This is a genomic window from Pseudomonas sp. AC252 (assembly GCF_979258105.1).
Map to the genome: position 1 here is coordinate 1,965,638 of NZ_OZ409837.1, position 24,389 is coordinate 1,990,026.

The 24,389-nt window shown below is 60.9% G+C and carries 22 protein-coding genes; 9 read left to right on the plus strand and 13 right to left on the minus strand.

Features of this window, described 5'->3' with window-relative positions:
- Positions 1–35 precede the first annotated feature (35 nt).
- Genes ACZZZ4_RS09180 through ACZZZ4_RS09195 form a run of 4 tightly spaced genes read left to right on the plus strand, consistent with a single transcriptional unit; the run spans position 36 to position 3,547 of the window.
- Complete coding sequence (locus ACZZZ4_RS09180) at positions 36–1,184, plus strand: ABC transporter permease (protein WP_463547682.1); 1,149 nt, start codon at positions 36–38, stop codon at positions 1,182–1,184.
- Positions 1,181–1,984, plus strand: coding sequence for an ABC transporter ATP-binding protein (locus ACZZZ4_RS09185; RefSeq protein ID WP_463547683.1), 804 nt, complete (start codon positions 1,181–1,183; stop codon positions 1,982–1,984). The genes ACZZZ4_RS09180 and ACZZZ4_RS09185 overlap by 4 nt, the downstream gene beginning before the upstream one ends.
- Before the next feature lies 1 nt (position 1,985).
- Positions 1,986–2,924, plus strand: a complete 939-nt coding sequence (locus ACZZZ4_RS09190; protein ID WP_463547684.1) for an MlaD family protein — start codon at positions 1,986–1,988, stop codon at positions 2,922–2,924.
- A complete protein-coding gene (locus ACZZZ4_RS09195; protein ID WP_463547685.1) occupies positions 2,921–3,547 on the plus strand; it encodes an ABC-type transport auxiliary lipoprotein family protein in 627 nt (208 codons plus the stop codon). Before ACZZZ4_RS09190 ends, ACZZZ4_RS09195 begins: the two co-directional genes overlap by 4 nt.
- A 114-nt stretch (positions 3,548–3,661) precedes the next feature.
- Here ACZZZ4_RS09195 and ACZZZ4_RS09200 read toward each other — a convergent pair whose 3' ends face one another.
- The 5 genes from ACZZZ4_RS09200 to ACZZZ4_RS09220 form a co-directional block, all read right to left on the minus strand.
- The gene (locus ACZZZ4_RS09200) at positions 3,662–4,891 is read right to left on the minus strand and encodes a nucleoside recognition domain-containing protein (protein WP_463547686.1); all 1,230 of its coding nucleotides are present in this window, start codon (positions 4,889–4,891) and stop codon (positions 3,662–3,664) included.
- 198 nt (positions 4,892–5,089) lie between these two features.
- A complete protein-coding gene (gene gltP, locus ACZZZ4_RS09205) occupies positions 5,090–6,421 on the minus strand; it encodes a glutamate/aspartate:proton symporter GltP (protein ID WP_039757150.1) in 1,332 nt (443 codons plus the stop codon).
- Between the two features lie 716 nt (positions 6,422–7,137).
- On the minus strand, positions 7,138–7,602 hold the full coding sequence (locus ACZZZ4_RS09210; RefSeq protein WP_129998053.1) for an inhibitor of vertebrate lysozyme family protein: 465 nt from the start codon (positions 7,600–7,602) through the stop codon (positions 7,138–7,140).
- 2 nt (positions 7,603–7,604) lie between these two features.
- Positions 7,605–7,769, minus strand: coding sequence for a DUF1328 domain-containing protein (locus ACZZZ4_RS09215; protein ID WP_003177151.1), 165 nt, complete (start codon positions 7,767–7,769; stop codon positions 7,605–7,607).
- A 75-nt stretch (positions 7,770–7,844) separates the two neighbouring features.
- Positions 7,845–8,129: a hypothetical protein gene (locus ACZZZ4_RS09220; protein ID WP_039757148.1), complete on the minus strand. Its 285-nt coding sequence runs from the start codon at positions 8,127–8,129 to the stop codon at positions 7,845–7,847.
- 428 nt (positions 8,130–8,557) lie between these two features.
- Here ACZZZ4_RS09220 and algB point away from each other — a divergent pair, with 428 nt between their 5' ends.
- Positions 8,558–9,904 (plus strand): sigma-54-dependent response regulator transcription factor AlgB, encoded by a 1,347-nt coding sequence (algB, locus tag ACZZZ4_RS09225; RefSeq protein ID WP_039757147.1) that lies wholly within the window; start codon positions 8,558–8,560, stop codon positions 9,902–9,904.
- Positions 9,905–9,914: 10 nt separating this feature from the next.
- The gene (locus ACZZZ4_RS09230) at positions 9,915–11,705 is read left to right on the plus strand and encodes an ATP-binding protein (RefSeq protein ID WP_039757146.1); all 1,791 of its coding nucleotides are present in this window, start codon (positions 9,915–9,917) and stop codon (positions 11,703–11,705) included.
- Here ACZZZ4_RS09230 and ACZZZ4_RS09235 read toward each other — a convergent pair.
- From ACZZZ4_RS09235 to ACZZZ4_RS09265, 7 genes are all read right to left on the minus strand, one after another.
- Positions 11,702–13,315, minus strand: a complete 1,614-nt coding sequence (locus ACZZZ4_RS09235) for an EAL domain-containing protein (RefSeq protein ID WP_129998055.1) — start codon at positions 13,313–13,315, stop codon at positions 11,702–11,704. The genes ACZZZ4_RS09230 and ACZZZ4_RS09235 overlap by 4 nt on opposite strands.
- 75 nt (positions 13,316–13,390) lie before the next feature.
- Positions 13,391–14,173, minus strand: coding sequence for an N-acetylmuramoyl-L-alanine amidase (locus ACZZZ4_RS09240; RefSeq protein ID WP_129998056.1), 783 nt, complete (start codon positions 14,171–14,173; stop codon positions 13,391–13,393).
- 101 nt (positions 14,174–14,274) lie between these two features.
- Entirely contained in the window at positions 14,275–16,290 is a 2,016-nt protein-coding gene (locus tag ACZZZ4_RS09245) for a GGDEF domain-containing protein (RefSeq protein ID WP_463547687.1), read from the minus strand.
- On the minus strand, positions 16,287–17,165 hold the full coding sequence (locus ACZZZ4_RS09250; RefSeq protein ID WP_024014985.1) for an endonuclease/exonuclease/phosphatase family protein: 879 nt from the start codon (positions 17,163–17,165) through the stop codon (positions 16,287–16,289). The genes ACZZZ4_RS09245 and ACZZZ4_RS09250 overlap by 4 nt, the downstream gene beginning before the upstream one ends.
- Positions 17,166–17,179: 14 nt before the next feature.
- Positions 17,180–17,821 carry a thiol:disulfide interchange protein DsbA/DsbL gene (locus tag ACZZZ4_RS09255; RefSeq protein WP_016772349.1) on the minus strand — a complete coding sequence of 214 codons (642 nt, stop codon included), beginning with the start codon at positions 17,819–17,821 and terminating at the stop codon, positions 17,180–17,182.
- Positions 17,822–18,019: 198 nt separating this feature from the next.
- A complete protein-coding gene (locus ACZZZ4_RS09260; protein WP_041476483.1) occupies positions 18,020–18,631 on the minus strand; it encodes a c-type cytochrome in 612 nt (203 codons plus the stop codon).
- 30 nt (positions 18,632–18,661) lie between these two features.
- Positions 18,662–18,967 (minus strand): c-type cytochrome, encoded by a 306-nt coding sequence (locus ACZZZ4_RS09265; RefSeq protein ID WP_016772347.1) that lies wholly within the window; start codon positions 18,965–18,967, stop codon positions 18,662–18,664.
- A 191-nt stretch (positions 18,968–19,158) separates the two neighbouring features.
- On the opposite strand from ACZZZ4_RS09265, the gene yihA reads away from it, so the two are divergent.
- The gene (yihA, locus tag ACZZZ4_RS09270; RefSeq protein WP_039757139.1) at positions 19,159–19,803 is read left to right on the plus strand and encodes a ribosome biogenesis GTP-binding protein YihA/YsxC; all 645 of its coding nucleotides are present in this window, start codon (positions 19,159–19,161) and stop codon (positions 19,801–19,803) included.
- A 407-nt stretch (positions 19,804–20,210) separates the two neighbouring features.
- Here yihA and polA read toward each other — a convergent pair whose 3' ends face one another.
- Positions 20,211–22,994 (minus strand): DNA polymerase I, encoded by a 2,784-nt coding sequence (polA, locus tag ACZZZ4_RS09275; protein ID WP_463549262.1) that lies wholly within the window; start codon positions 22,992–22,994, stop codon positions 20,211–20,213.
- Positions 22,995–23,088: 94 nt separating this feature from the next.
- Here polA and ACZZZ4_RS09280 point away from each other — a divergent pair, with 94 nt between their 5' ends.
- Together ACZZZ4_RS09280 and ACZZZ4_RS09285 are read left to right on the plus strand one after the other, a co-directional pair.
- On the plus strand, positions 23,089–23,379 hold the full coding sequence (locus ACZZZ4_RS09280) for a DUF2782 domain-containing protein (RefSeq protein WP_039757137.1): 291 nt from the start codon (positions 23,089–23,091) through the stop codon (positions 23,377–23,379).
- A 53-nt stretch (positions 23,380–23,432) separates the two neighbouring features.
- Positions 23,433–24,386: a homoserine kinase gene (locus ACZZZ4_RS09285; protein ID WP_415760945.1), complete on the plus strand. Its 954-nt coding sequence runs from the start codon at positions 23,433–23,435 to the stop codon at positions 24,384–24,386.
- Positions 24,387–24,389: the final 3 nt, after the last annotated feature.

Here is a 24,389-nt window from a genome sequence, read left to right on the forward strand (position 1 = left end):
TAGGCTCTCGTAACGGCCGTACAAGCACGGAGCTTATGACCAGCAGCCCAATCCCCGGCAGTGCCCACCTGGACACCGCGCTCAGCCCTGCCCGCCTGCGGGTCACCGGCGACTGGACGCTCGCCCACTACACGGCGCTCAAGCACCTGAGCGAAAAGCTCAACGGCCAGTACGACGCCAATACCCCGATCGATCTGAACGGCCTCGGTGCCCTCGACACCGCCGGCGCCTCGTTGCTGGTCGAACTGCTCGGCTCCGAGCGCCTCGGCAAGTCCGCCGAACACCCTGATTGCACCCTGTCGACAGCCGATCGCGCCTTGCTGCAAACCGTGTATTGCTCGTTGAACGATTTCTGCGTGCCGCTCAAGGAACCGGAAGTCAGCGTCAGTGTGCAACTGCTGACGCGCATCGGCCGCGCGGTGGATAAGGTCTGGACCGACACGCTGCAGCTGCTCGGCTTCGTCGGCCTCATTCTCGAAGTCATTGCTCGTGGCCTGTTGCGGCCCAAGCGCTGGCGCATCACGCCGATGATCGCGCACATCGAGCAGACCGGCCTCGACGCAGCGCCGATCGTGGCCTTGCTGACCTTTCTGGTCGGCGCGGTGGTGGCATTTCTCGGCGCCACGGTGCTGGCCAGTTTCGGCGCGACGATATTTACCGTGGACCTGGTCGGCTTCTCCTTCCTGCGTGAATTCGGCGTGCTGCTCACCGCAATCCTGATGGCCGGGCGCACCGCCAGTGCTTTTACCGCACAGATCGGCTCGATGAAGGCCAACGAAGAAATCGACGCGATCCGTACCCTCGGCCTCGACCCGATCGAGTTGCTGGTGGTGCCGCGCGTGCTGGCGCTATTGGTGGCGCTGCCGATGCTGACGTTTCTGGCGATGCTCTCAGGGATCGTCGGCGGCGGCGTGGTCTGCGCAGTGTCGCTGGACATCTCGCCGGCGATGTTCCTCTCGCTGCTGCAATCGGACATCGGCATTCAGCATTTTCTGGTCGGGCTGGTGAAGGCGCCGATCTTCGCCTTCCTGATCGCGGCGATTGGTTGCCTGGAAGGCTTCAAGGTCAGCGGCAGCGCCGAATCGGTCGGCGCGCACACCACCTCCAGCGTGGTCCAGTCGATTTTCGTGGTGATCGTGCTCGATGCGGTGGCTGCGCTGTTTTTCATGGAGATGGGCTGGTGAGTCGTCTACCCCGCGCGCCCTCGGAGGCGGTGATCGAAGTCCGTGGCCTGTGCAATCGCTTCGGCCCGCAGAGCGTGCACGAGAACCTTGATCTGGACGTGTACAAAGGCGAAATCCTCGCCGTGGTCGGCGGCTCCGGCACCGGTAAGTCGGTGCTGCTGCGCAGCATCGTCGGGCTGAACCGGCCCAGCGAAGGCATCGTCAAAGTCTTCGGCCAGAACCTGCCGAATCTGCCTGAGCATGAACGCTCATTGATCGAAAGGCGCTTTGGTGTCTTGTTCCAGAAAGGCGCGCTGTTTTCCTCGCTGACCGTGACCGAGAATGTCGCCCTGCCGCTTATCGAACACGCCGGCCTCAGCCGTCACGACGCCGAGCATCTGGCGGCGGTGAAACTGGCGCTGGCCGGGCTGCCGTTGTCGGCGGCGGACAAATACCCGGCGTCGCTGTCCGGCGGCATGATCAAGCGCGCGGCGTTGGCGCGGGCCTTGGCGCTGGATCCGGACATTCTGTTTCTCGACGAACCCACCGCCGGCCTCGATCCGATTGGCGCGGCGCAGTTCGATCAATTGATCCTGACCTTGCGTGATGCGTTGGGTCTGAGTGTGTTTCTGGTCACCCACGACCTCGACACGCTGTACACCATTACCGATCGCGTGGCGGTGCTGGCGCAAAAGAAAGTGCTGGTTGCCGGCCCGATCGACGTCGTCTCGGAAACCGACGACGCGTGGATTCACGAATACTTCCACGGCCCGCGCGGCCGCTCGGCGCTGGACGCCGCCAAACTGCTCAACGAGGTCTGATATGGAAACCCGAGCCCATCATGTGTTGATCGGCCTGTTCACGGTGATCGTCGTGGCCGGCGCCCTGCTCTTCGGCCTGTTTCTGGCCAAATCCAGCGTCGACACCGAGTTCAAGGATTACGAAGTGGTGTTCAACGAGGCGGTCAGCGGTCTGTCCAAGGGCAGCTCGGTGCAGTACAGCGGGATCAAGGTCGGCGATGTGGTCAGCCTGCGCCTCGACCCGCAGGACCCACGTCGGGTGCTGGCGCGGATTCGTCTGGCGGGCGACACGCCGGTCAAGGAAGACACCCAGGCGAAACTGGCACTGACCGGCATTACCGGCACCTCGATCATCCAGCTCAGCGGCGGTACTCCAGAGAGCCCGAAGCTGCGCGGTCATGATGGCCAGTTGCCGACGCTGATCGCTTCGCCCTCGCCTATTTCGCGCCTGCTCAACGACAGCAGCGACTTGATGACCGGCATCAGCGCCCTGCTGCAAAACGCCAACCATATGTTCTCCGCGGAAAACGTCGACCGCGTGAGCAAGACCCTCGCCCATCTGGAACAGACCACCGGCACCATCAACGATCAGCGCGGTGACATCAAACAAGCCATGCAGCAACTGGCGACCGTCGGCAAACAGGCCGGCAGCATGCTCGAGCAGACCTCACTGTTGATGCGCAACGCCAACGGCCTGCTTAACGATCAGGGCAAGCAGGCCTTGGGCAGTGCCGAACAGGCGATGAAGTCGCTGGAGCACAGCAGCGTGACCATCAACGGCTTGCTCAGCAAAAACCAGAATTCGCTGGATAACGGCATGCAAGGCCTCAACGGCCTGGCCCCGGCGATTCGCGAACTGCGCGAGACGCTGACCTCGCTGCGTGCCATTTCCCAACGCCTTGAGGCCAACCCCAGCGGCTACCTGCTGGGCAGCGACAAGAACAAGGAATTCACCCCATGAAGCTGACTCGAATCGCCCTGCTCGGCGCCGGCCTGACCCTGATCGGCGCGTGCTCGATCTTGCCCGAGTCGGAACCTTCGGATGTCTACCGCCTGCCCGCCGCCCAAGCGCCCGCCTCGGCCAGCCCGGCGGCGACGCAGTCGTGGTCGCTGCGCTTGAACAAATTGCAGGCCAGCGAAGCACTGAACCGGCCGAGCATTGCCGTGATCCCGCAGGGTGATGTGATCAGCAGCTACAAAGGCTCGCGCTGGAGCGACCCGGCGCCGGTGCTGCTGCGCAATCGCTTGCTTGATGGCTTCGCGCGGGATGGCCGGGTGACGCTGCTGAGCACCGACGACAGCAACTTCCAGGCGGATCTGGAACTGGGCGGCAGTTTGCAGGCATTCCAGAGCGAATATCAGGGCACCCAGGCCGGCGTTGTGGTGCGGGTCGATGCGTTGCTGGTGCGTGGCTATGACCAGCGTATCCTCGCCAGCCGTCGCTTCGAAGAGCGCCAGCCGTTGAACGATGTGCAGGTGCCGGCGGTGGTCGCCGGGTTTGGCCAGGCCAGTGATCGCCTTACGGCCAAGGTCGTCGCCTGGGCTGTGGAGCAAGGCCAGAAACTCGCCCCACAACCCCGCTGACACATCACAACCTCTGTAGGAGCGGGCTTGCCCGCGATGGCGGTGTGTCAGCCACCAGAGATTCTGGATGTGCTGCCCTCATCGCTGGCAAGCCAGCTCCCACAGGGTTATCTATCAGCCGAAGAACCAGTAGCAGACAGCGATTGCACCCACCACCCCGGCAAACTCAGCCAGCAACGCACACCCCACCGCATGCCGTGCGCGCTGAATGCCCACTGCGCCGAAGTACACCGCCAGCACATAGAACGTGGTTTCGGTACTGCCCTGCACCGTCGCCGCGACCAGCGCCGGGAAGCTGTCGACGCCGGAAGTCTGCATCGTCTCGATCAGCATCGCCCGTGCGGCGCTGCCGGAGAACGGTTTGACCATCGCCGTCGGCAGCGCATCGACGAAGCGCGTGTCCCAACCGGCCCACTCGACCAGATGGCGAATGCCGTCCAGGCCGAAATCCAGCGCACCAGAGGCGCGCAGCACGCCAACCGCACACAGCATCGCCACCAGATACGGCAAGAGATTCTTCGCCACATCGAAGCCCTCTTTCGCGCCTTCGACGAACGCCTCGTAAACCTTGACCTTGCGCAGCGCGCCGATCAGCAGAAACAGCATGATCAGGCCGAACAGCGTGAGATTGCCGAGGATCGACGACAATCCCGCCAGTGCTGTCGCGGAAAGCGTGCCGAGCAGAGCCATGAAGCCGCCGAGGATCAGCGCGCCTGGCACTAGATAGGCGAGCACCACCGGGTCCCAGATGCGCAGGCGTTGCATGAAGGCTACGGAGAGGAAACCGACAATGGTCGAGCAACTGGTCGCCAGCAGAATCGGCAGGAACACCAGGGTCGGATCCGGCGCGCCTTGCTGGGCGCGGTACATGAAGATGGTCACGGGCAGCAGGGTCAGCGACGAGGCGTTGAGCACCAGAAAGAGGATCTGCGCGTTGCTGGCGATGGTGGCGCTGGGATTGAGTTCCTGCAGGGCCTTCATCGCCTTGAGCCCAATCGGCGTCGCGGCGTTGTCCAGGCCCAGGCCATTGGCGGCGAAGTTCAGGGTGATCAGGCCGAGGGCAGGGTGGCCGGCCGGGACTTCCGGCATCAGCCGCAGAAACAGCGGGCCGAGGACCTTGGCCAGCCACTCGACGATCCCGGCCTTTTCGGCGATGCGCAGAAAGCCCAGCCACAGGGTGAGGGTGCCGAACAGCAGCACCATGACTTCGACCGACAGCTTGGCCATGGCGAAAATGCTTTCCACCATCGCCGCGAAGATCCCGGCGTTGCCGCCGATCAGCCACTGCGCCAGTGCCGATACTGCTGCCACGATGAAGAAGCCAAGCCACAGGCCATTAAGCATCAGTCAAATCCCCCGAAGAATGCCGCGAATGATAGCGGGGTGGCCAGAAACGACAAACCCTGGATTGCTCCGGGGTTTATTTGTCTGACTCGATCCATTGTAGGAGTGAGCCTGCTCGCGATGAGGGCAGCACATTCAACATCTCTGTTGTCTGGTGTACCGCTATCGCGAGCAGGCTCACTCCTACAAGGTTTTGCATCAGTTCTTGGAAATCTCGCCAGCCGGCAGTTTTTCCTTGCTGCGCCAGTGCGGCAGGGAGTTCCAGTAGCGCTCGCCCTTGGCGTCGTCGTACATGCCTTCCCAGCGCGCGATCACCAGCACCGCCAGGGCATTACCGATCACGTTCAGTGCGGTACGCGCCATGTCCATGATGCGGTCGACACCGGCGATGAACGCCAGACCTTCCAGCGGAATGCCGACGCTGCCCAAGGTCGCCAGCAACACCACGAAGGACACGCCCGGTACCCCGGCGATGCCTTTGGAGGTGACCATCAGGGTCAGCACCAGCAGCAGTTGCTGGCTGATCGACAGGTCGATGCCATACAGCTGGGCAATGAAGATCGCCGCGATCGACTGGTACAGGGTCGAGCCGTCGAGGTTGAACGAGTAACCGGTCGGTACCACGAAGCTGCAGATGGCTTTCGGTGCGCCGTAGGCTTCCATTTTCTCGATGACACGTGGCAGCACGGTTTCCGAGGAGGCGGTGGAGTAGGCCAGTACCAGCTCATCCTTGAAGATGCGCATCAGCTTGAGCACCGAGAAGCCGAACAGCTTGGCGATCAGGCCCAGCACGACGAAGGCGAAGAAGGCGATGGCGACGTAAACCAGGATCACCAGTTTCGCCAGCGGCAGCAGCGAGGCGAAGCCGAAGTTGGCCACGGTCACCGCGATCAGTGCGAATACGCCGATCGGGGCGTAGTTCATGATCATGTGGGTGACTTTGAACATGCTTTCCGAGACGCCCTGGAACATCTTCACCAGCGGCTCGCGCAGGTCCGACTGCAGGCTCGACAGGCCGAGCCCGAACAGCACAGAGAAGAAAATGATCGGCAGCATTTCGCCGCGGGCCATGGCCGCGAAGATGTTCGACGGGATCAGATTGAGGATGGTCTCGATGAACGCATGTTCATGCTGCACTTCGGCAGCAGTCGCCTGGTACTTGGAGATATCCACAGTGCCCAGGGTGCTCATGTCGATGCCGGTGCCCGGATGGAACACGTTGGCCAGCACCAGGCCGACCACAATGGCGATGGTGGTGACGATTTCGAAATAAATGATGGTCTTCAGGCCGATACGCCCAAGCTTCTTGGCGTCGCCGACGCCAGCGATGCCGACGATAAGAGAGGAAATGACGATCGGGATCACGATCATCTTGATCAGACGGATAAAGATATCGCCTGCCGGTTGCAGGACGTTGCTGATCCACCAGGCCTTCTCGGCGCTGAAGTGGTTGAGCAACGCACCCAGTGCAATCCCCAGAACCAGACCGATGAGGATCTGCCAGGCGAGGCTGATTTTTGCCTTCTTCATTATCTTTACCCTTACTTGCGTTTGACTCAGGCACATGCAGGAACTGGAACGCTCATCAGCGGAAAAGTCTGTGCATCTGCCTCCGTATAAGGTGCCCCGAAGCGCGTATTTACGGCTCTTCGGCAGGCGAAAAAAGGCGCAACTATTCCGATGCAAGGTGGCGCCGTCTAATGCCGTAAACGCCTACCCTATGCCGAATCGGCATGAGCTTTTTCAATTGAAACTGGCGTCCCAAGCGGTTCGATTGTGACATTTGTGCCGGCATAAGTGCCGTGAACCGGCCATTACAGCGTAGGCTGGTTAAATTTTGCACAGGCAAAATCAGCGGAAATTTCTGGAAAAAGTCTGAATCGCAAGACTAGAAGTCGCACGGACCGAGCGCGATCTTTGTCGATATACGGTCGCCGCGAAACACCGCGAAATGTTTTCTTGCGCAGTGTCGACGATTAATAGAAGGGAATTGGCGTACTGGATCAATGTTTTACGACATTCAAAGCCCAGCGCAGATTCGTCAGACCATCGGGTCGACGAACCTGCGGCGCAGCTTTTACCCTGACCCGGCCCTTGCGCAGGTACTCCCTGTACCCGTAGGTCACTCCGACCCTGTATCAGTCAGAACGTCCCGGCCCCCTGGTCATGCACCGGCCCTTATCGGGTGGCGCAATGGAAAGCAGCGGGGCGCTGCTTTCGTGTTCGAAAACCTTGCGCTTCCTGCGTCAGTACCACTTCGGATCTTTCTTCAGGGTTTCCATCAGCAGATCCTGCATACCCTGATCAGGTTTGCCGAAGAAGCGATAGGTCGCATGCCGCGTTGGCGACTTGTCCTGCGGCAGACCTTCCGGCACATCGACCAGCATGGCGTAGGCGTCATCCTTGTCGAAGCTGAAGGCAACGATCAAACGATGATTCAGGCATTTGTCCTGACTCTCGCAGAGCGGGCCGACCAGATACTTGTCGCCATCTTCCGTAACGGCATTCATCTGTTGTTCGGAGGTGCCGGACAGGTTGATCACCCATTCCGGTACGCGCTCTTCCTTTTTGATCACGCCTTCCCAGGTTTCACGGTACTGCGCGTCAGAGGCGAGCAGCTCGTTGACCCGGGTCTGGCCGTCATTGGCCGCCATGGCCATGGCACTGCCGCCCAGAAGCAGGGCGGCGGCCAATGTCTTGAGACCGATCATCGTTAACCTCGGCCGCGACGGCCAAAGAAGAAGGAAGCGATGAACATCACCAGGAACACGACAAAGAGAATCTTGGCGATACCCGTGGCGGTGCCCGCGATACCACCGAAGCCCAGTACGGCGGCGATGATGGCAATGATCAAGAATGTAATTGCCCAGCTCAACATGGTGATTCTCCTTACTTCTCTATTTAGGGGTGTTTCCGGTTTCCGACGCTCAGGCGTCCGAATCAGTTGATCGACTTAGAAAACCCAGCGCTCTTCTCGTGGCAGTTGATCCAGCGGTTGCGCCTGGTCTACGTCGATCATGTGCATCGAAGCGTTCTCGGCCTGGCTGCTGCTCACGGCACTGAAGTGCTTTTGCGTGCTGTGCTGCATCGAAATCAGTGGCTCGGGTTTGCGGCTGTTTTCCCAGCTCATGTATTGCTGGCAGACGATCAGGGTGATCAACAACGCCAGTACACCGAACAGACCTTGCTGGATCTGCAGAGGCGAGATACGTACTTGGGCGGCAGTTGGGCGAGTCATCCTGTGTTCCTCACGCTTGTTCAGTTGGGGCAGTCCTGATCTGCCCGGGCTGAGTGAGGTATTGCAGCCTGCATGCCAGTTTTTTCATGTCAAAAAATATCAATAAAAACAATGACTTATCTGTCTATGAGAAATTTCCTGCGACGCATCCTGCACGATGGCTCTTCTGCGGTCGTGCGCAATGCACGATTATTTCGTGGGAAATTTCGATGATATGGAATTGCTACCGGTACGCAGATGTCAGAAGAGGACGCAGGATCTGCCCTGCAAAACGCAGAATGTTTTAAAACTCAACGAAATCAATGAATTGGCCGTTATGGCAGTAGAGAGCTACCCTCCTATGGCTGGTATCGTTCAGAATCAACCATGCAACTTGCCCGATTTTTCCGGGACTAACCCAAGACTAATCACTATGGAGCGTAGGAAAAATGGAATCTGCCACTGAGCAACAAGGCCGCATTCTGCTGGTGGACGATGAATCCGCCATCCTGCGTACGTTTCGTTATTGCCTCGAAGACGAAGGCTATACGGTAGCCACCGCCAATAGCGCGGCTCAGGCCGAAGCATTGCTGCAACGCCAGGTCTTCGACCTGTGCTTTCTCGATCTGCGCCTGGGCGAGGACAACGGTCTCGACGTCCTCGCGCAAATGCGCATTCAAGCGCCATGGATGCGCGTGGTGATTGTCACCGCTCACTCAGCGGTCGACACCGCCGTCGACGCCATCCAGGCCGGCGCCGCCGACTATCTGGTCAAGCCGTGCAGCCCTGATCAACTGCGCCTGGCTACCGCCAAGCAACTGGAAGTGCGCCAGCTCTCCGCGCGTCTTGAAGCGCTGGAGGGCGAGATCCGTAAACCGAAAGACGGCCTCGATTCCCACAGCCCGGCGATGAAAGTCGTGCTGGAAACGGCCCGTCAGGTCGCAAGCACCGACGCCAACATTCTTATCCTTGGCGAGTCCGGCACGGGTAAAGGTGAGCTGGCCCGTGCGATCCACGGCTGGAGCAAGCGCGAGAAAAAGTCCTGCGTCACCATCAACTGCCCGTCCCTGACTGCCGAGCTGATGGAAAGCGAGCTGTTCGGCCATAGCCGTGGTGCGTTTACCGGCGCCAGCGAAAGCACGCTGGGTCGAGTTAACCAGGCCGACGGCGGCACGCTGTTTCTCGACGAGATCGGCGACTTTCCGCTGACGTTGCAACCCAAGTTGCTGCGCTTCATCCAGGACAAGGAATACGAGCGGGTCGGCGATCCAGTCACTCGCCGTGCCGACGTGCGCATTCTCGCCGCCACCAACCTCAACCTCGAAGACATGGTCCGCGACGGACGCTTCCGCGAAGACCTGCTCTATCGCCTCAACGTCATCACTCTGCATCTGCCGCCCTTGCGCGAGCGCGCCGAGGACATCCTGACCCTCGCCGACCGCTTCCTTGCACGCTTCGTCAAAGAGTACGCGCGGCCAGCGCGCGGCTTCAGCGACGAGGCACGGGAAGCACTGCTCGGCTATCGTTGGCCGGGCAATATTCGCGAACTGCGCAACGTGGTCGAGCGGGCCAGCATCATCTGCCCGCAGGAGCGCGTGGAAATCAGCCACCTGGGCATGGCCGAACAACCGGCCAACAACGCGCCACGGGTCGGCGCGGCGCTGAGCCTGGATGAGCTGGAGAAAGCGCACATCGGAGCGGTGCTGGCCACCGCCGGCACCCTGGATCAAGCGGCGAAAACCCTCGGCATCGACGCCTCGACCCTGTACCGCAAACGCAAGCAGTACAACCTGTGAGCAGCGCGCGATGAAACTGGCGATCAAGCTGCGCACGCGCCTGTTCCTGAGCATTTCCGCGTTGATCACCGTGGCCTTGCTCGGGCTGTTGCTCGGGCTGGTCAGCGTGATGCAGATGGCCGGTTCGCAGGAAGCGCTGGTGCGCAGCAATTTTGTCACCCTCGATCTGGGCCTCAAGCTGCGCCAGACCCTCGGTGATCAACTGATCATCATGCTTGCGCAAAAGCCCGATCCCGTTGCGTTCGAAGCGTCCAAGCAGCACTATTTCGAATTGCTCGACCAAGGCATCGCCCAGCAGCCGGAGGGCGACGACCAGCCTTACGGGTTTCGCCAGGCCAAAGCCGATTACCTGAATTTCCTCGCCTCATTCGACGTGACCGCCGAAGCGGCAAAGGACGCCAGCACCAGCGCGGATTTCCGCGAGCGCTTCAATATTCTCCGTAACGGTTTGATCGCCGAGCACAAACACGCACTGGAAACCATCAACGCCGTCCAGCACGCTGCCCGCGAACGGGCCTTGCTGATTGCCGGGCTGCTTGGCCTGGTCGGGCTGGCGGTGCTGATCATCGGTTTCGTCACCGCCCAAGGCATCGCCCGACGTTTCGGCGCGCCTATCGAAGCGTTGGCCAAGGCTGCCGACAACATCGGCCAGGGTAACTACGACGTGACGCTGCCGATTTCCACGGCGATGGAGGTCAACCTGTTGTCGCGGCGCTTCGGCCTGATGGCCGAGGCGTTGCGTGAACATCAGGCGATGAATGTCGACGAACTGTTGGCCGGTCAACAACGGCTGCAAGCGGTGCTCGACAGTATCGACGACGGTTTGTTGATGATTGATCGCCAAGGCCAGCTCGAACACCTCAACCCGGTGGCTCAGCGCCAGTTGGGCTGGGAAGACGATCGACTGGGCCAAGGCTTGGGCACCGCGCTCGGTCGCCCGGAACTGGATGCGCAACTGCAATTGGTTCTGCGCGGCGGCACGCTGGAGCGGGCGCCGGAAGACCTGAGTATCGAAGTCGATGGTGAATCGCGGCTGCTGACCTACAGCCTGACGCCGGTCAGTCATACCCAAGGGCATATTCTCGGTGCGGTCATGGTCCTGCACGACGTCACCGAGCAGCGTGCGTTTGAGCGGGTTCGTAGCGAGTTCGTTTTGCGCGCTTCCCATGAATTGCGCACGCCGGTGACGGGCATGCACATGGCCTTCGGGCTGTTTCGTGAGCGGGCGAAATTCCCGGCGGAGTCGCGTGAGGCTGACCTGCTGGATACGGTCAACGAAGAAATGCAGCGCTTGATGCAGTTGATCAACGACTTGCTGAATTTCTCGCGCTACCAGAACGGTCTGCAGAAACTCACCCTGGCGCCATGTTCCATCGAGGACTTGCTCGAGCAGGCGCAACTGCGCTTTGCCGACGCGGCGGCGGCCAAAGGTGTGGCGCTGAACGTCGAGATTCAAGGGCCATTGCCGAGATTGCAGGCCGATCAGGCGCAACTCGATCGCGTTCTCGACAACCTGATCGACAATGCTCTGCGCCACACCGCCCGCGACGGGCAGATCCGTCTGCAGGCGCGCCGCCATGGCGAGCGGGTGATCATCAGCGTCGAAGACAATGGCGAGGGCATTGCCTACGGCCAGCAGGGGCGGATCTTCGAGCCGTTCGTGCAGGTCGGGCGCAAGAAGGGCGGCGCCGGCCTTGGCCTGGCACTGTGCAAGGAAATCGTCCAGTTGCACGGCGGACGCATGGGCGTCTATTCGAGGCCGGGGCAGGGCACGCAGTTCTACATGGCGCTGGCGGTTTAGGCTTCGTCGTCCATACGCCGCCCGGCGAGGCGTCTGCCGCGGGTGATCAGTTCAATGAACTGTACGGCGCTCAGCGCGTGGGCAAACAACCAGCCTTGACCAAATTTCACGCCCTCACTGCTGAGCAGTGTCGCTTGCGATTCCAGCTCGATGCCTTCGGCAATCACTTTCAGATCCAGCGCCTGCGCCATGTGAATGATGTGCGGAGCGACGCCGCTGCTCGCCGCGTCATGGCCCAGCGCATCGATGAACGCCTTGTCGATTTTCAGGCAATCCACCGGCAGGGTCTGCAGGTAGGCGAGACTGCAATAGCCGGTGCCGAAATCATCGATCAGCACCTGATGGCCGACGTCGCGCAAGGCTTGCAGGTTCTCCCGCGCCACCACGACATCGATCAGGCCGCGTTCAGTGACCTCGAAAGCAATCTGTCGCGCGGCGACACGGTGCAACGCCAGCAGCCGCGCCATGACCAGGCCGATGCGCGGCACCATGACATCGCAGGCTGCGAGGTTCACTGATATGTACAACTGCGGGTTGGCGCGTAGTAACTGGCCCAGCTGTTCGAGCAGACGCTGCAAGACGAAGTCGGTCATCTGCCGAATCTGCCCGGTGTTTTCCGCCATCGGAATGAACAGGTCGGGGCTGGTCAGCGTGCCGTCCGGTCGCCGCCAGCGCAGCAAGGCTTCGGCGCCGACGCAGTTGCGGCTGTCGAGGTCGAAGATCGGCTGATACAGCACTTGCAGCTCACCGCGGCGGATCGCCCCGTGCAGCTCGGCATCCAGCGACTGGCGCTGACGCACCAGGAGGAAGGTCAGAAAGCCGACAATGGCTCCGGCGATCAGACACACCGGCAGCAGCCACCACCACACCGCCGGGACGTGCATGCCCGTGCGCGGCGTGATCAGTACCAGCTGATATTCCGGGTTATTGGTGGGCATGCGGTAGATCAGCCGCGTCTGCGTGACTTGCAGCGCGTCGCGGCTTTGCGGCGGCCAGGGTTCGGTCGGCGGCCAGACCTGCGCTGTGCCGAGCACCGGAATCGCGCGGCTGCCGTGATCGAGCACCACCAGCAGGCTGCTGCCGGGCGACAGATCGACCATGTCAGTCAAATGTCCGCGGGAGGTGGCGACACGAAAGTTACCGCGACCGAGCATCAGCGCCGCGCGGTTTTCATCGGGTTCGGTGGTGGTGTTCAGCCAATAGCTGTAGGTCGGGCCCTGAATGTCCGGCGCGCGAGCCAATGACAGGCCTTCCTGACGCGGCCGGTTGGAGCAGAACCGCGAGGCGTCCATGTAGGCGGCTTCATAGACGAAGCGGTAGTTGAAGGTGACTTGCTGCAAGGTCGCGATCATTTCCTCATCGCAGCCGCGCAAGGGTTGGGCTTCAAGGTCGTCGAGACTTTCGCGCAACTGGCCGAACAATTGTTCGAGGCGCGCGAGGAAACGCTCGCCCTGGGCATTCATTTCCTGGCTCTCGCGCAATTCCATCTGCCGCATCGCCGCGAACATACCGCCGGCGATCAACAGGCTGGCGCTGAGGACAGCCGCGATCATCGCCAAAAAACCGGGGCGATAAAACCAGCTACGCAGCGTCTCTCGGGTAGCAGCCATTAATGGATTTCCGAAGAATTACCATGAGTTATAGCTGCTGATTGCGATTTCGCCCTGACCGTCGGGCGGGCGTCATTATTTTGTCTGGTTGAGGACCAAAAGAAGTGCCGCGGTTTGTGCATCCGGTGTGCCGTCGAAGCGGGCAGGGCGGTAATGCATCTGGAACGCGGCGAGGACATGGCGCGTGGCGATATCCAGCTCACCGGTCTGCGGCGTGTCGTAACCCAGTCGCGCAAGTTGCGCCTGGAACCAGCCGATTTCCGGCAACGGGTTGCTGTTGAAAATAGCCTGCTGACGCGCCACCGCTTGCTCGTTCGGCCACAGGCCAAGACCTTCGGCGGCGAGACGTTTCCAGGGGAACAGCGGCCCCGGATCAAGCTTGCGCAACGGCGCGATGTCGCTGTGACCGATGATGTGCCGCGGGCTGATGCCGTTGCGTTGGCTGATGTCCTTGAGCAGGGTGATCAACGACTGGATCTGCGCTTCGCTGTACGGATACCACAGGCGTCCGGTCGGGGTGTCCTTGTAGCCGGGGTTGACGATTTCGATACCGATGGAGCTGGAGTTCAGCCAGGTGCGGCCCTGCCACTGACTTTCGCCGGCGTGCCAGGCGCGCTGGTTTTCGTCCATCAGTTTGTAGACGGTGGCGCTCTTGTCATCGCCGATCAGGTAATGGCTGCTGACCTCGCCATGGGTCAGCAGTTGCAGCGAACGCTCCAGCGACGCCGAGGTGTAATGCACCACAACGAATTGGATGCGGCTGTCGTAATTGGCCGAAGGGTGGCTGGTGTCATAACGCGGGCCGCTGACGCAACCGGCGAGAACGAGCAACGAAGCAGCAAGGGCAAAGAATTTCATGGCAGAGGACGATACACAAAAGACAATAATGCAACAGTGTAACGTACGGATCTGGCCTCAAGCCGCCAACGAGCGGATTTAAACAAATTGGAACAATTGCCTCAGCCCAGCTCGACTCGGTTACGCCCGGCATTTTTCGCTCTATACAGCGCCTGATCGGCTCTTTTAAGCACCAGATCGCTGTGTTCTCCCGTCCTGAATGAGGCGAGTCCCATGGAAATCGTGATGGTCACGCGTTCGCCCTTGAAATGAAACGGGCAGGCCTCAATCGCCGCGCGCAGGGTTTCCAGCAGCTTCGCGCCAATCGCCGGCGGCGTTGCCGGCAGCAACAGCACGAACTCTTCACCGCCGAAACGGGCGATGAAATCCGAGCCGCGCAGGCGTTTGCGCAATACCGTGGCGATGATCTTCAGCACCTTGTCGCCGGCCAGATGGCCGTAGCTGTCGTTGATGCGCTTGAAGTGGTCGAGGTCGAGCATGGCCAGGCTCAGGGTGTTGCCGTGCTGCTGCCACTGCTGGATTTCATGCTCTAGGCGTTCGCTCCACGCCGCGCGGTTGGGCAGACCGGTCAGCGGATCGATCAGGGCTTTCTGCCGCTGCTCCTCGAGGTGTTCGCGGAAGCCCAAGGCTTCCTGTTCCATATGCGCGACCCGCTCCGACAGACTTTTCAACCTGGCGGCGACTTCCTGCTCGCGGGCGTCGCGCTGTTTCTGGTGCTGGTCCATGGTGCCGAGCAGGCCTTCCAGGTGATTCTCCAGCACATGCTTGAGGTCATCGATGTCCGCCGCTTGCTGAACGCTGCTTTGCAAGCCGTCGACCTGCTCGCGGATCTGCGTGTCCATGGCCCGCGCCGCCGAGCTGTTGTCGGCATGCCCTTCGCTGGCCGCTTGCAGATTGCTCTGAAACGCTTCGAGGCGTTCGTTGAGTTGTTGCAGATAAGCTTCGAATTCGTGCTGGCCGCTGTCGGTAATCGCCAGCATCAAGGTTGCGAGATCGTCGAGGATCGGCAGCAATTCGTACCAGTTCAATCCGTGCTTGAGCCGTTCGCGCATGGCTTCGGCTTGCGGCCGGTGACGTTCGGGCAGGGTCAGGTCATCGAGCAGGCCGATCAGCGTGTCTTCGATATGCCGGGCCACGGAGCTGTAGGACGGTTCGGGTGAGTCCGGCAGAGCGAAGAGGATGTCGTGCTCGGACTGATCCGGGTCTATGGCGGCCAAGGCCTGGGCGATCGGCTCCGGGAGGGGCAGGCTGTCGAGGGACAGCGGCGATAGGTCGCCGGGATGGCTCAGTTCGTCGGGATCGAGTGCCTCGATGGCTGGCGCAGCGACGATTATCTCGGCGGGAGCGGCTGGCTCAACCTGCGCTGGCTCGCCATTCGAGGCGACCTCAGGCGCAGCGTACGCAACGACTTCCGGCTCAGAAGGCGGCGTCTGGGCAGGCGTCTTGATGATGGTCTCGGGTGCTGCGATCGCTGCCTCAGTGTTGGCGACCGGTGCCGTTTGCGCAGGCTCCGATTCGGGTTGCCGGGCTCCGACCGCCTGTGGCACTGGTGTTGCTGGTGTGTCTGCCGCTGGTACAGCGGCTTCCTCACCGTCACGGCTGCCGAACAAACGCTGCAACAGCCCCGGCCGGCCAGGCTCGGCTGGCGTTTCCAACTGACTCAAGGCCTTGCCCTGCAGGCTACTGAGTTCGCTCAGCAGCAGCGGCATTTCCCGCGCCTGACCGACGCGGCTGTCCAGTTGTTTGGCGAATTTCTTCAGCGGTTGCGCAACTTCGCGCGGCAAGGGCAGGGCCTGCAACTGGGTGACCAGCGCGGTCAGCGCGGTGCTGACCTGATCGATGCGGGTTTCACGGCGCTGCTCGGAGTCGAGCACGGCTTTTTCCAGGCGCGGCAGCAGGGCGGCGAGGCCGGCGTCCATGTCATCGGTGCGCACGACTTCGCGCATTTCCTTCATGCACTGATCGACGGCCTTGTCGGTGCCCTCGGCCGCCAGCGTGCTGCGCACCAGACCGCGTCGCAGCAGGTCGAGTCGCGCGGCCCAGCGGCGCTCGAGCTTGTCTTGCTGTTCGATGCTCTTGAGGTATTTCTCTTTCCAGCGCTGGGCGTCGTCGCTCATTCACAGGTTCCGCGAGGGGCAGGGCTCAACGCGGGCAATGCGTCGGCCGTGAGCGAACCCGGCAGACGAATTTCCACCGCGACCGGCAGGTGATCGGAAATGGGCTGAGCCAGCACCTCGACCTTTTCCAGGGTCAGGGTCGGGCTGAGCAGAATATGATCAAGGCAACGCTGTGGGCGCCAGCTGGGGAAGGTCGCTTCCACCTGCGGGGCCAGCAGGCCGAGATCGCGTAACGGCGAGTGTTCGAGCAGGTCGCTGGCGTGGGTGTTCATGTCGCCCATCAGCACCTGATGCTTGTAGCCGCTGATCAAATCACGAATGTAGGCCAGTTGCAGGCTGCGCGTCCGCGCGCCGAGGGCCAGGTGCATCATCACCACCACCAGCGCTTCCGGACCTTCGCCGAAGCGCAGCAGGATCGCACCGCGACCTTTCGGGCCGGGCAGCGGGTGATCCTCGATCGCCCACGGCTTCAGGCGACTGAGCACGCCATTGCTGTGCTGGGCCAGTCGACCGAGGTTGCGATTGAGTTGTTGATACCAGTAGGGAAAGGCGCCGAGGTGGGCCAGGTGTTCGACCTGATTGACGTAGCCTGAACGCAGGCTGCCGCCATCGGCTTCCTGCAGGGCGACCAGATCGAAGTCGCCGAGCAGGTCACCGATCTTCTGCAGATTGCCGGAACGCCCGGTGTGCGGCAGCAGATGCTGCCAGCTGCGGGTCAGGTAATGCCGATAGCGCTCGGTGCTGATGCCGACCTGAATGTTGAAGCTGAGCAAGCGCAGACGCTGGTCTGCGGGCAGGCCCGTAGACGCCAGATGATGCTCGTTGACCTGCGGATCATGCAGGCCAACGATGCGTTCGGACTTCCAGCGGCGCATGGCGGATGCCGCGCTTAGTTGGCAGCAGCCTTGTTCGCCGCTCGCTCTTTGGCGACCAGATCGTCAGCCAGCTTCAATGCTTGCTCGGCACCACCGGCAGAGCCGATGTCGAAGCGGTATTTACCATTGACGATCATGGTCGGTACGCCAGTGATTTCGTACTTCTTCGCCAGCTCACGGGCCTTGACGATCTGACCTTTGATGGCGAACGAGTCGAAGGTGGCGAGGAACTTGTCCTTGTCCACGCCTTGAGTGGCGAGGAAGTCAGCCATGTCGTTCTTGTCGGTGAGCTTCTTGTGTTCTTTCTGAATCGCATTGAACACGGCGTTGTGCACCTGGTGCTCGACACCCATGGCTTCGAGGGTCAGGAACATCTGGCCGTGAGCGTCCCATGGGCCGCCGAACATGGCGGGAATGCGCACGAAGTTGACATCGGACGGCAGTTTTTCAACCCATGGATTGATCACTGGCTCAAAAGCGTAGCAATGCGGGCAGCCGTACCAGAACAGCTCGACCACTTCGATCTTGCCAGGCTTTGCCACCGGCACCGGGTTGGCCAGTTCGACGTAAGGGGCGGCAGGGGCTTCAGCGGCCTGGGCGGTGACGCCGAACAGGCTGGCAGCGACGAGGGCGGCGCTGATGATCAGATTACGCATGCTTTACTCCTGAACAATTTGGGTCGCCTCGCTCGACCTGTTGCGACACAGATCCTGGCGGGCATGAGTGCTGTAGTGTAACGGCAGCGGCCACAAAAAAGGGCGGCCAGAGCCACCCTTTTTATACTTGCTGCGAAGGATTAATCGAGCGTTAACGTGGCAGGCGCTACGCGCCTCGTTCAACCCTCGAATCAGGCCTCAGTGCAGGCCCTGGATATAGCTGGAAACCGCGGCGATGTCTTCGTCGCTCAGCTTGCGCGCGATGGTGCGCATGGTCATCGCGTCGCCGTCGTTGGCGCGACCGCCTTCTTCCTTGCGGAAATCGGTCAGTTGCTTGGCGATGTATTGCGCATGCTGGCCGCCCAGGTGCGGGAAGCCTGCTGCAGCATTGCCGGCGCCGTTCGGCGAGTGGCAGCCGGTGCAGGCTGGCAGACCTTTTTCCAGGTTGCCGCCACGGAACAGCGCTTCACCGCGCGCGACGATCTTCGGATCGGCGGCGCCGACGCTGCCTTTCTGGCTGGCGAAGTACGCAGCGATGTCGGCCAGATCCTGGTCATTCAGGTTGGTCAGCAGCCCGGTCATTTCCAGCACCACGCGCTTGCCCGACTTGATGTCGTGCAATTGCTTGTCGAGGTAGCGTTCACCTTGACCGGCCAGTTTCGGAAAGTTTGGCGCCATGCTGTTGCCGTCCGGGCCATGGCAGGCCCCGCACACGGCAGCTTTGGCCTGGCCTGCTGCGGCATCGCCGGCAGCATGGGCGATACCTGAAATTCCCACGGTCAACAGCAGACTCACGATCAATTTGTTCATCAGCTAATCCAACTACGGCTAAGGGTTAAGTTATGGACCGGGCTTACTCTCGCTCATCCACAGGATGATGGCCTGGTAATCCTCGGCACTGCAGTCCATGCACAAACCACGCGGCGGCATCGCCTTGAAACCCTGGGTCACGTGTTGCACCAGCGTCCCCATACCTTTCGCCAACCTCGGCGTCCAAGCTTCCTGATCGCCTCTTGCGGGCGCCATGGGTAGTTGGCCGGAATGACAGGCACCACAAACACGGTTGTACACAGCTTCCGGATCCTGTGTAGCCTGTGCGCTGTAAAGCGGCATCAAGACTCCGGCAGCCAGCAGCCATTTCGTCATAAAACGACCTTTTCAGGGTTGAGAGCGTTCTGCGTTCTAATGCGCAATCAAAGTCTGTCGCTCTCGTGAACTTCATCCTTCGCTGGGACAAAGCACACACAAAATCTGCGGCATTATATACTGGCGTCACTGAAACGGAAGCGACACCGCGTTCCGCGCCCAATCCCGGCGCCGCCCACATCGGAAATCCCATGCAACTCAAGAATCCCATCCTCGGCCTGTGCCAACAGTCCACGTTCATGCTCAGTGCCGCCAAAGTCGATCAATGCCCAGACGACGAAGGCTTCGAAGTGGCGTTTGCCGGTCGTTCCAACGCTGGCAAATCCAGCGCGCTGAACACCCTGACCCACGCCAGTCTGGCGCGCACCTCGAAAACTCCGGGTCGCACACAGCTGTTGAACTTCTTCAAGCTAGACGATGATCGCCGTCTGGTCGACCTGCCGGGCTACGGTTATGCAAAAGTACCGATCCCGCTCAAGCAACACTGGCAGCGCCACCTTGAGGCATACCTCGGTGGTCGGGAAAGTTTGAAAGGTCTGATTCTGATGATGGACATCCGCCATCCGATGACCGACTTCGACCTGCTGATGCTCGACTGGGCCGTCGCCGCCGGCATGCCGATGCACATTCTGCTGACCAAGGCCGACAAGCTCACTTACGGCGCCGCCAAGAACACCCTGCTGAAAGTACAGTCGGAAATCCGCAAAGGCTGGGGCGACTCGATCACCATCCAGTTGTTCTCCGCACCAAAACGCATGGGCCTGGAAGAGGCCTACACTGTGCTGGCCGACTGGATGGAACTGGCAGACAAAGGCGCCGAGGCGGCAGCCGAGTAATTCGGAATGGGGAAAAATTGGTTGTAGTGTGGCAAGGCAAGGCAAAAGTAGCGCTAAAAAGCGGAGTTTAGGGGACCTAAATGAGCATTTTTAGCGATGCTTTTAACGCACCATGGCCGCGCTACAGCCGATTTTTTGGCAAAAAAAGCCCCGGATTTCATTGGGGAGGGAGAAATTCCGGGGTTCAAGTTCCGAACCGCTAGGGCGGGGTTCAGATATCTGCCAACACTTAACACAACATAGGAGCATCGAAGGGCTTCACCAGCCATTCAGTACCTCTGAGTGTTCGATCGACAGATTAGTTCAGATTTTTTTCAAAAAGCTTTGGAATAGCCTCAAGCATTTATCGGTCTAAGCCCGGTTCCTGGGGCTTGCCGCGACGTCACGTCGCGGCAACTGTGCAACACTCAGTGCGCCTCATCCCAATTGTTGCCTACGCCAACTTCCACCAGCAGCGGCACATCCAGTTTCGCCGCTTCGCTCATGTGCAGGCGAATCTCGGCGCTGACCTGCTCGACCAGCTCCTCGCGAACTTCCAGCACCAGTTCATCGTGCACCTGCAGGATGACCCGGGCATCCAGCCCCGACGTGGTCAGCCAGTTATCCACAGCCACCATGGCTTTTTTGATGATATCCGCCGCCGTGCCCTGCATCGGTGCGTTGATCGCCGTGCGTTCTGCGGCGGCGCGCTCCTGTGGCTTGTTCGAGTTGATCTCCGGCAAATACAGGCGACGACCGAAGAAAGTTTCGACGTAACCCTGATCCGCCGCCTGCGCGCGGGTGCGCTCCATGTATTCGCGCACGCCTGGATAACGGGCGAAGTAGGTGTCGATGTAGGCCTTGGCGGTCTTGGTGTCGACGCCAATGTCCTTGCCGAGCTTCTGCGCGCCCATGCCGTAGATCAGACCGAAGTTGATCGCCTTGGCGCTGCGGCGCTGGTCGGATGTCACTTGATCGAGCTCGACCTTGAACACTTCGGCAGCGGTCGCGGTGTGCACGTCGAGATTGTTGCGGAAGGCGTTCATCAGGCCTTCGTCGCGGGACAGGTGGGCCATGATCCGCAACTCGATTTGCGAATAGTCTGCCGCCAGCAATTTGTAGCCTTTTGGCGCGACGAACGCCTGACGAATACGCCGGCCTTCGGCGGTGCGCACCGGGATGTTCTGCAGGTTCGGATCACTGGATGACAAGCGCCCGGTCGAGGCCACGGCCTGATGATACGAAGTGTGGATGCGCCCGGTGCGCGGGTTGATCTGCTCCGGCAGGCGATCGGTGTAAGTGCTTTTCAGCTTGCTCATCGAACGGTGCTCCATCAGCACCTTCGGCAAGCGGTGATCGTCTTCGGCGAGTTTCGCCAGCACTTCTTCAGCGGTGGACGGCTGGCCCTTGGCGGTTTTCTTCAGCACCGGCAGGCCGAGCTTTTCATAAAGAATCACGCCGAGCTGCTTCGGCGAGCCGAGGTTGAATTCTTCCCCGGCGATTTCGAAGGCTTCACGCTCCAGCGCGACCATTTTGTTGCCCAGCTCAATGCTCTGAATGCCCAGCAACTCGGCATCGACGAACGCGCCCTGGCGTTCGATGCGCGCCAGCACCGGTACCAGCGGGATTTCGATGTCGGTCAGCACGCTGGCCAGGCTCGGAATCGCGCTGAGTTTCTCGAACAGGGTCTGGTGCAGGCGCAGGGTGATGTCGGCGTCTTCGGCGGCGTAGGGCCCGGCCTGTTCCAGGGCAATCTGGTCGAAGGTCAGCTGCTTGGCACCTTTGCCGGCGATGTCCTGGAAGCTCACCGTGGTGTGGTCGAGATACTTTTGCGCGAGGCTGTCCATGTCGTGACGGGTCGCGGTGGAGTTGAGCACGTAGGACTCAAGCATCGTGTCGAAGGCGATGCCGCGCACGCTGATGCCTTCATTCTGATCGCCGCCAATGGCGCAGTTGGCCAGAATGTTCATGTCGAACTTGGCGTGCTGGCCGACCTTGAGTTTGTTCGGGTCTTCCAGAATCGGCTTGAGTGCGCGCAGTACGGTGTCGCGATCCAGCTGCTCCGGCACGCCGATGTAGGAGTGGGTCAGCGGGATGTAGGCAGCTTCGTTGGCCTGCACGGCGAACGACAGACCGACCAGTTGCGCCTTCTGCGCGTCGATGCCGGTGGTTTCGGTGTCGAAGGCGATCAGCTTGGCGTTGCGCAGTTTTTCCAGCCAGACGTCGAAGCGAGCCTGATCGAGGATGGTTTCGTACGCGGCCTCGGCAGGGGCAGCAGGTGCCTCGGCTTGCGGCGCGCTGAACAGATCGCCCGCCTGCGCGGGTTCGGCCGCCGCGCTCAGTTCCAGACGCTTGGCATCGCGATCCAGATCATTGAGCCAGCTCTTGAATTCCAAGAGGGTATACAGCTCGTAGAGTTTGGCCGGATCTTCCGCGCCCATCTGCAGATCATCGAGGCCGATATCCAGTGGCACGTCGATCTTGATGGTCGCCAGTTGATAGGAGAGGAAAGCCATTTCCTTGTGCTCTTCAAGCTTGGCCACCAGGGTTTTCGCCCCGCGAATCGGCAGGGTCGGCACGATGTCGAGGTTGGCGTACAGCTCGGTCAGACCGCCGTTGACGCCGACCAGCAGGCCGGACGCCGTCTTCGGGCCGATGCCCGGGACGCCCGGGATGTTGTCGGACGAATCGCCCATCAGCGCCAGATAATCGATGATCTGCTCCGGAGCGACGCCGAATTTCTCCTTCACGCCCTCCACATCCATCGAGCTACCGGACATGGTGTTGACCAAGGTAATGTGGCCGTCGACCAGTTGCGCCATGTCCTTGTCACCGGTGGAAATGATCACCGGGCGATCGGCCGCCGCGCTGCTGCGGGCCAGGGTGCCGATCACATCGTCGGCCTCGACGCCGTCGACGCACAGCAGCGGGAAGCCGAGGGCGATCACGCTCTGGTGCAGCGGCTCGATCTGCACGCGCATGTCATCGGGCATGCTCGGCCGGTTGGCCTTGTATTCGGCGTACATCTCATCGCGAAATGTCCCGCCCTTGGCATCGAACACCACGGCAAACGGACTGTCCGGGTACTGCTTGCGCAGACTCTTGAGCATGTTCAACACGCCTTTGACCGCACCGGTCGGCAGGCCTTTGGACGTGGTCAGTGGTGGCAGTGCATGAAAGGCGCGGTACAGGTAAGACGAACCGTCCACCAGGACGAGGGGGCTTGGCTCATGAGCAGGATCAACCTTTTCGGCGGGTCCGGGGCTAGAATAGCGGGACCGTTGACGACAAAGGGACAAGGTTATCATGCGTACGTTAAATCGCTTGCTGCTGGTCGGGTTGATCGCTGTCTCACCACTGGCCGCGATGGCGGCGGATGATGCGCCGGGCGGCGACCCCGAGGTCACCATCCGCACGGAGGGCGACAAGACTATTCAGGAGTACCGTCAGAACGGTTTCCTCTATGCGATCAAAGTCACGCCGAAGGGCGCGCCGCCGTACTTTCTGGTGCGCGCCGACGGGACGGATGCCAATTTCATCCGCTCGGATCAGCCGGATATGCTGATCCCGTCATGGAAGATATTCGAATGGAAGTAGATTTTTAATTCACCCGGCGCCGCCGTTGCGGCGCCCGTACTGGCAGTTAAGACATGTCTGTGTTCACTCCCCTGGCTCGGCCCGAGCTGGAAACCTTTCTCGCCCCTTACGGGCTCGGCCGCCTGCTTGATTTCCAGGGGATCGCCGCCGGCAGCGAAAACACCAATTTCTTCATCAGCCTGGAGCAGGGCGAGTTTGTCCTGACCCTGGTCGAACGCGGCCCGGTGCAGGAGATGCCGTTTTTCATCGACCTGCTCGACGTGCTGCACGAAGCTGATCTGCCCGTGCCTTACGCCCTGCGCACCACTGACGGCGTGGCCTTGCGTGAACTCAAAGGCAAGCCGGCATTGCTGCAACCGCGCCTGTCGGGCAAGCACATCAAGGTCGCCAACGCCCAGCATTGCGCCCAGGTCGGCGAATTGCAGGCGCATCTGCACCTGGCGACCCAGGGCGAGCGCATGATCAAGCGCAAGACCGATCGTGGTCTGGACTGGATGCTGGAAGAGGGCACTGAATTTCTCTCGCACCTGAGCGATGAGCCGCGTGCCTTGCTGCAAAAGGCGCTGGATGAGATCACCGAGCGTAAAGAGAGGATCCTTGCGCTGCCTCGCGCCAACATTCACGCCGACCTGTTCCGCGACAACGCGATGTTCGAAGGCACTCACCTGACCGGGCTGATCGACTTCTACAACGCCTGTTCGGGGCCAATGCTGTACGACGTGGCGATTGCCTTGAACGACTGGTGTTCGGATGAGGAGGGCGTGATCGATGGCCCGCGTGCCCGGGCATTTCTCGGTGCCTATGCGGCGCTGCGCCCGTTCACGGCGGCGGAAGCTGAGTTGTGGCCAACGATGTTGCGTGTGGCCTGTGTGCGGTTCTGGTTGTCACGCTTGATCGCCGCTGAGCAGTTCGCCGGGCAGGATGTGTTGATTCACGATCCGCAGGAATTCGAGCAGCGCCTGGCGCAGCGGCAGAAGGTCAATACACCGTTGCCATTCGCCCTCTGAGTA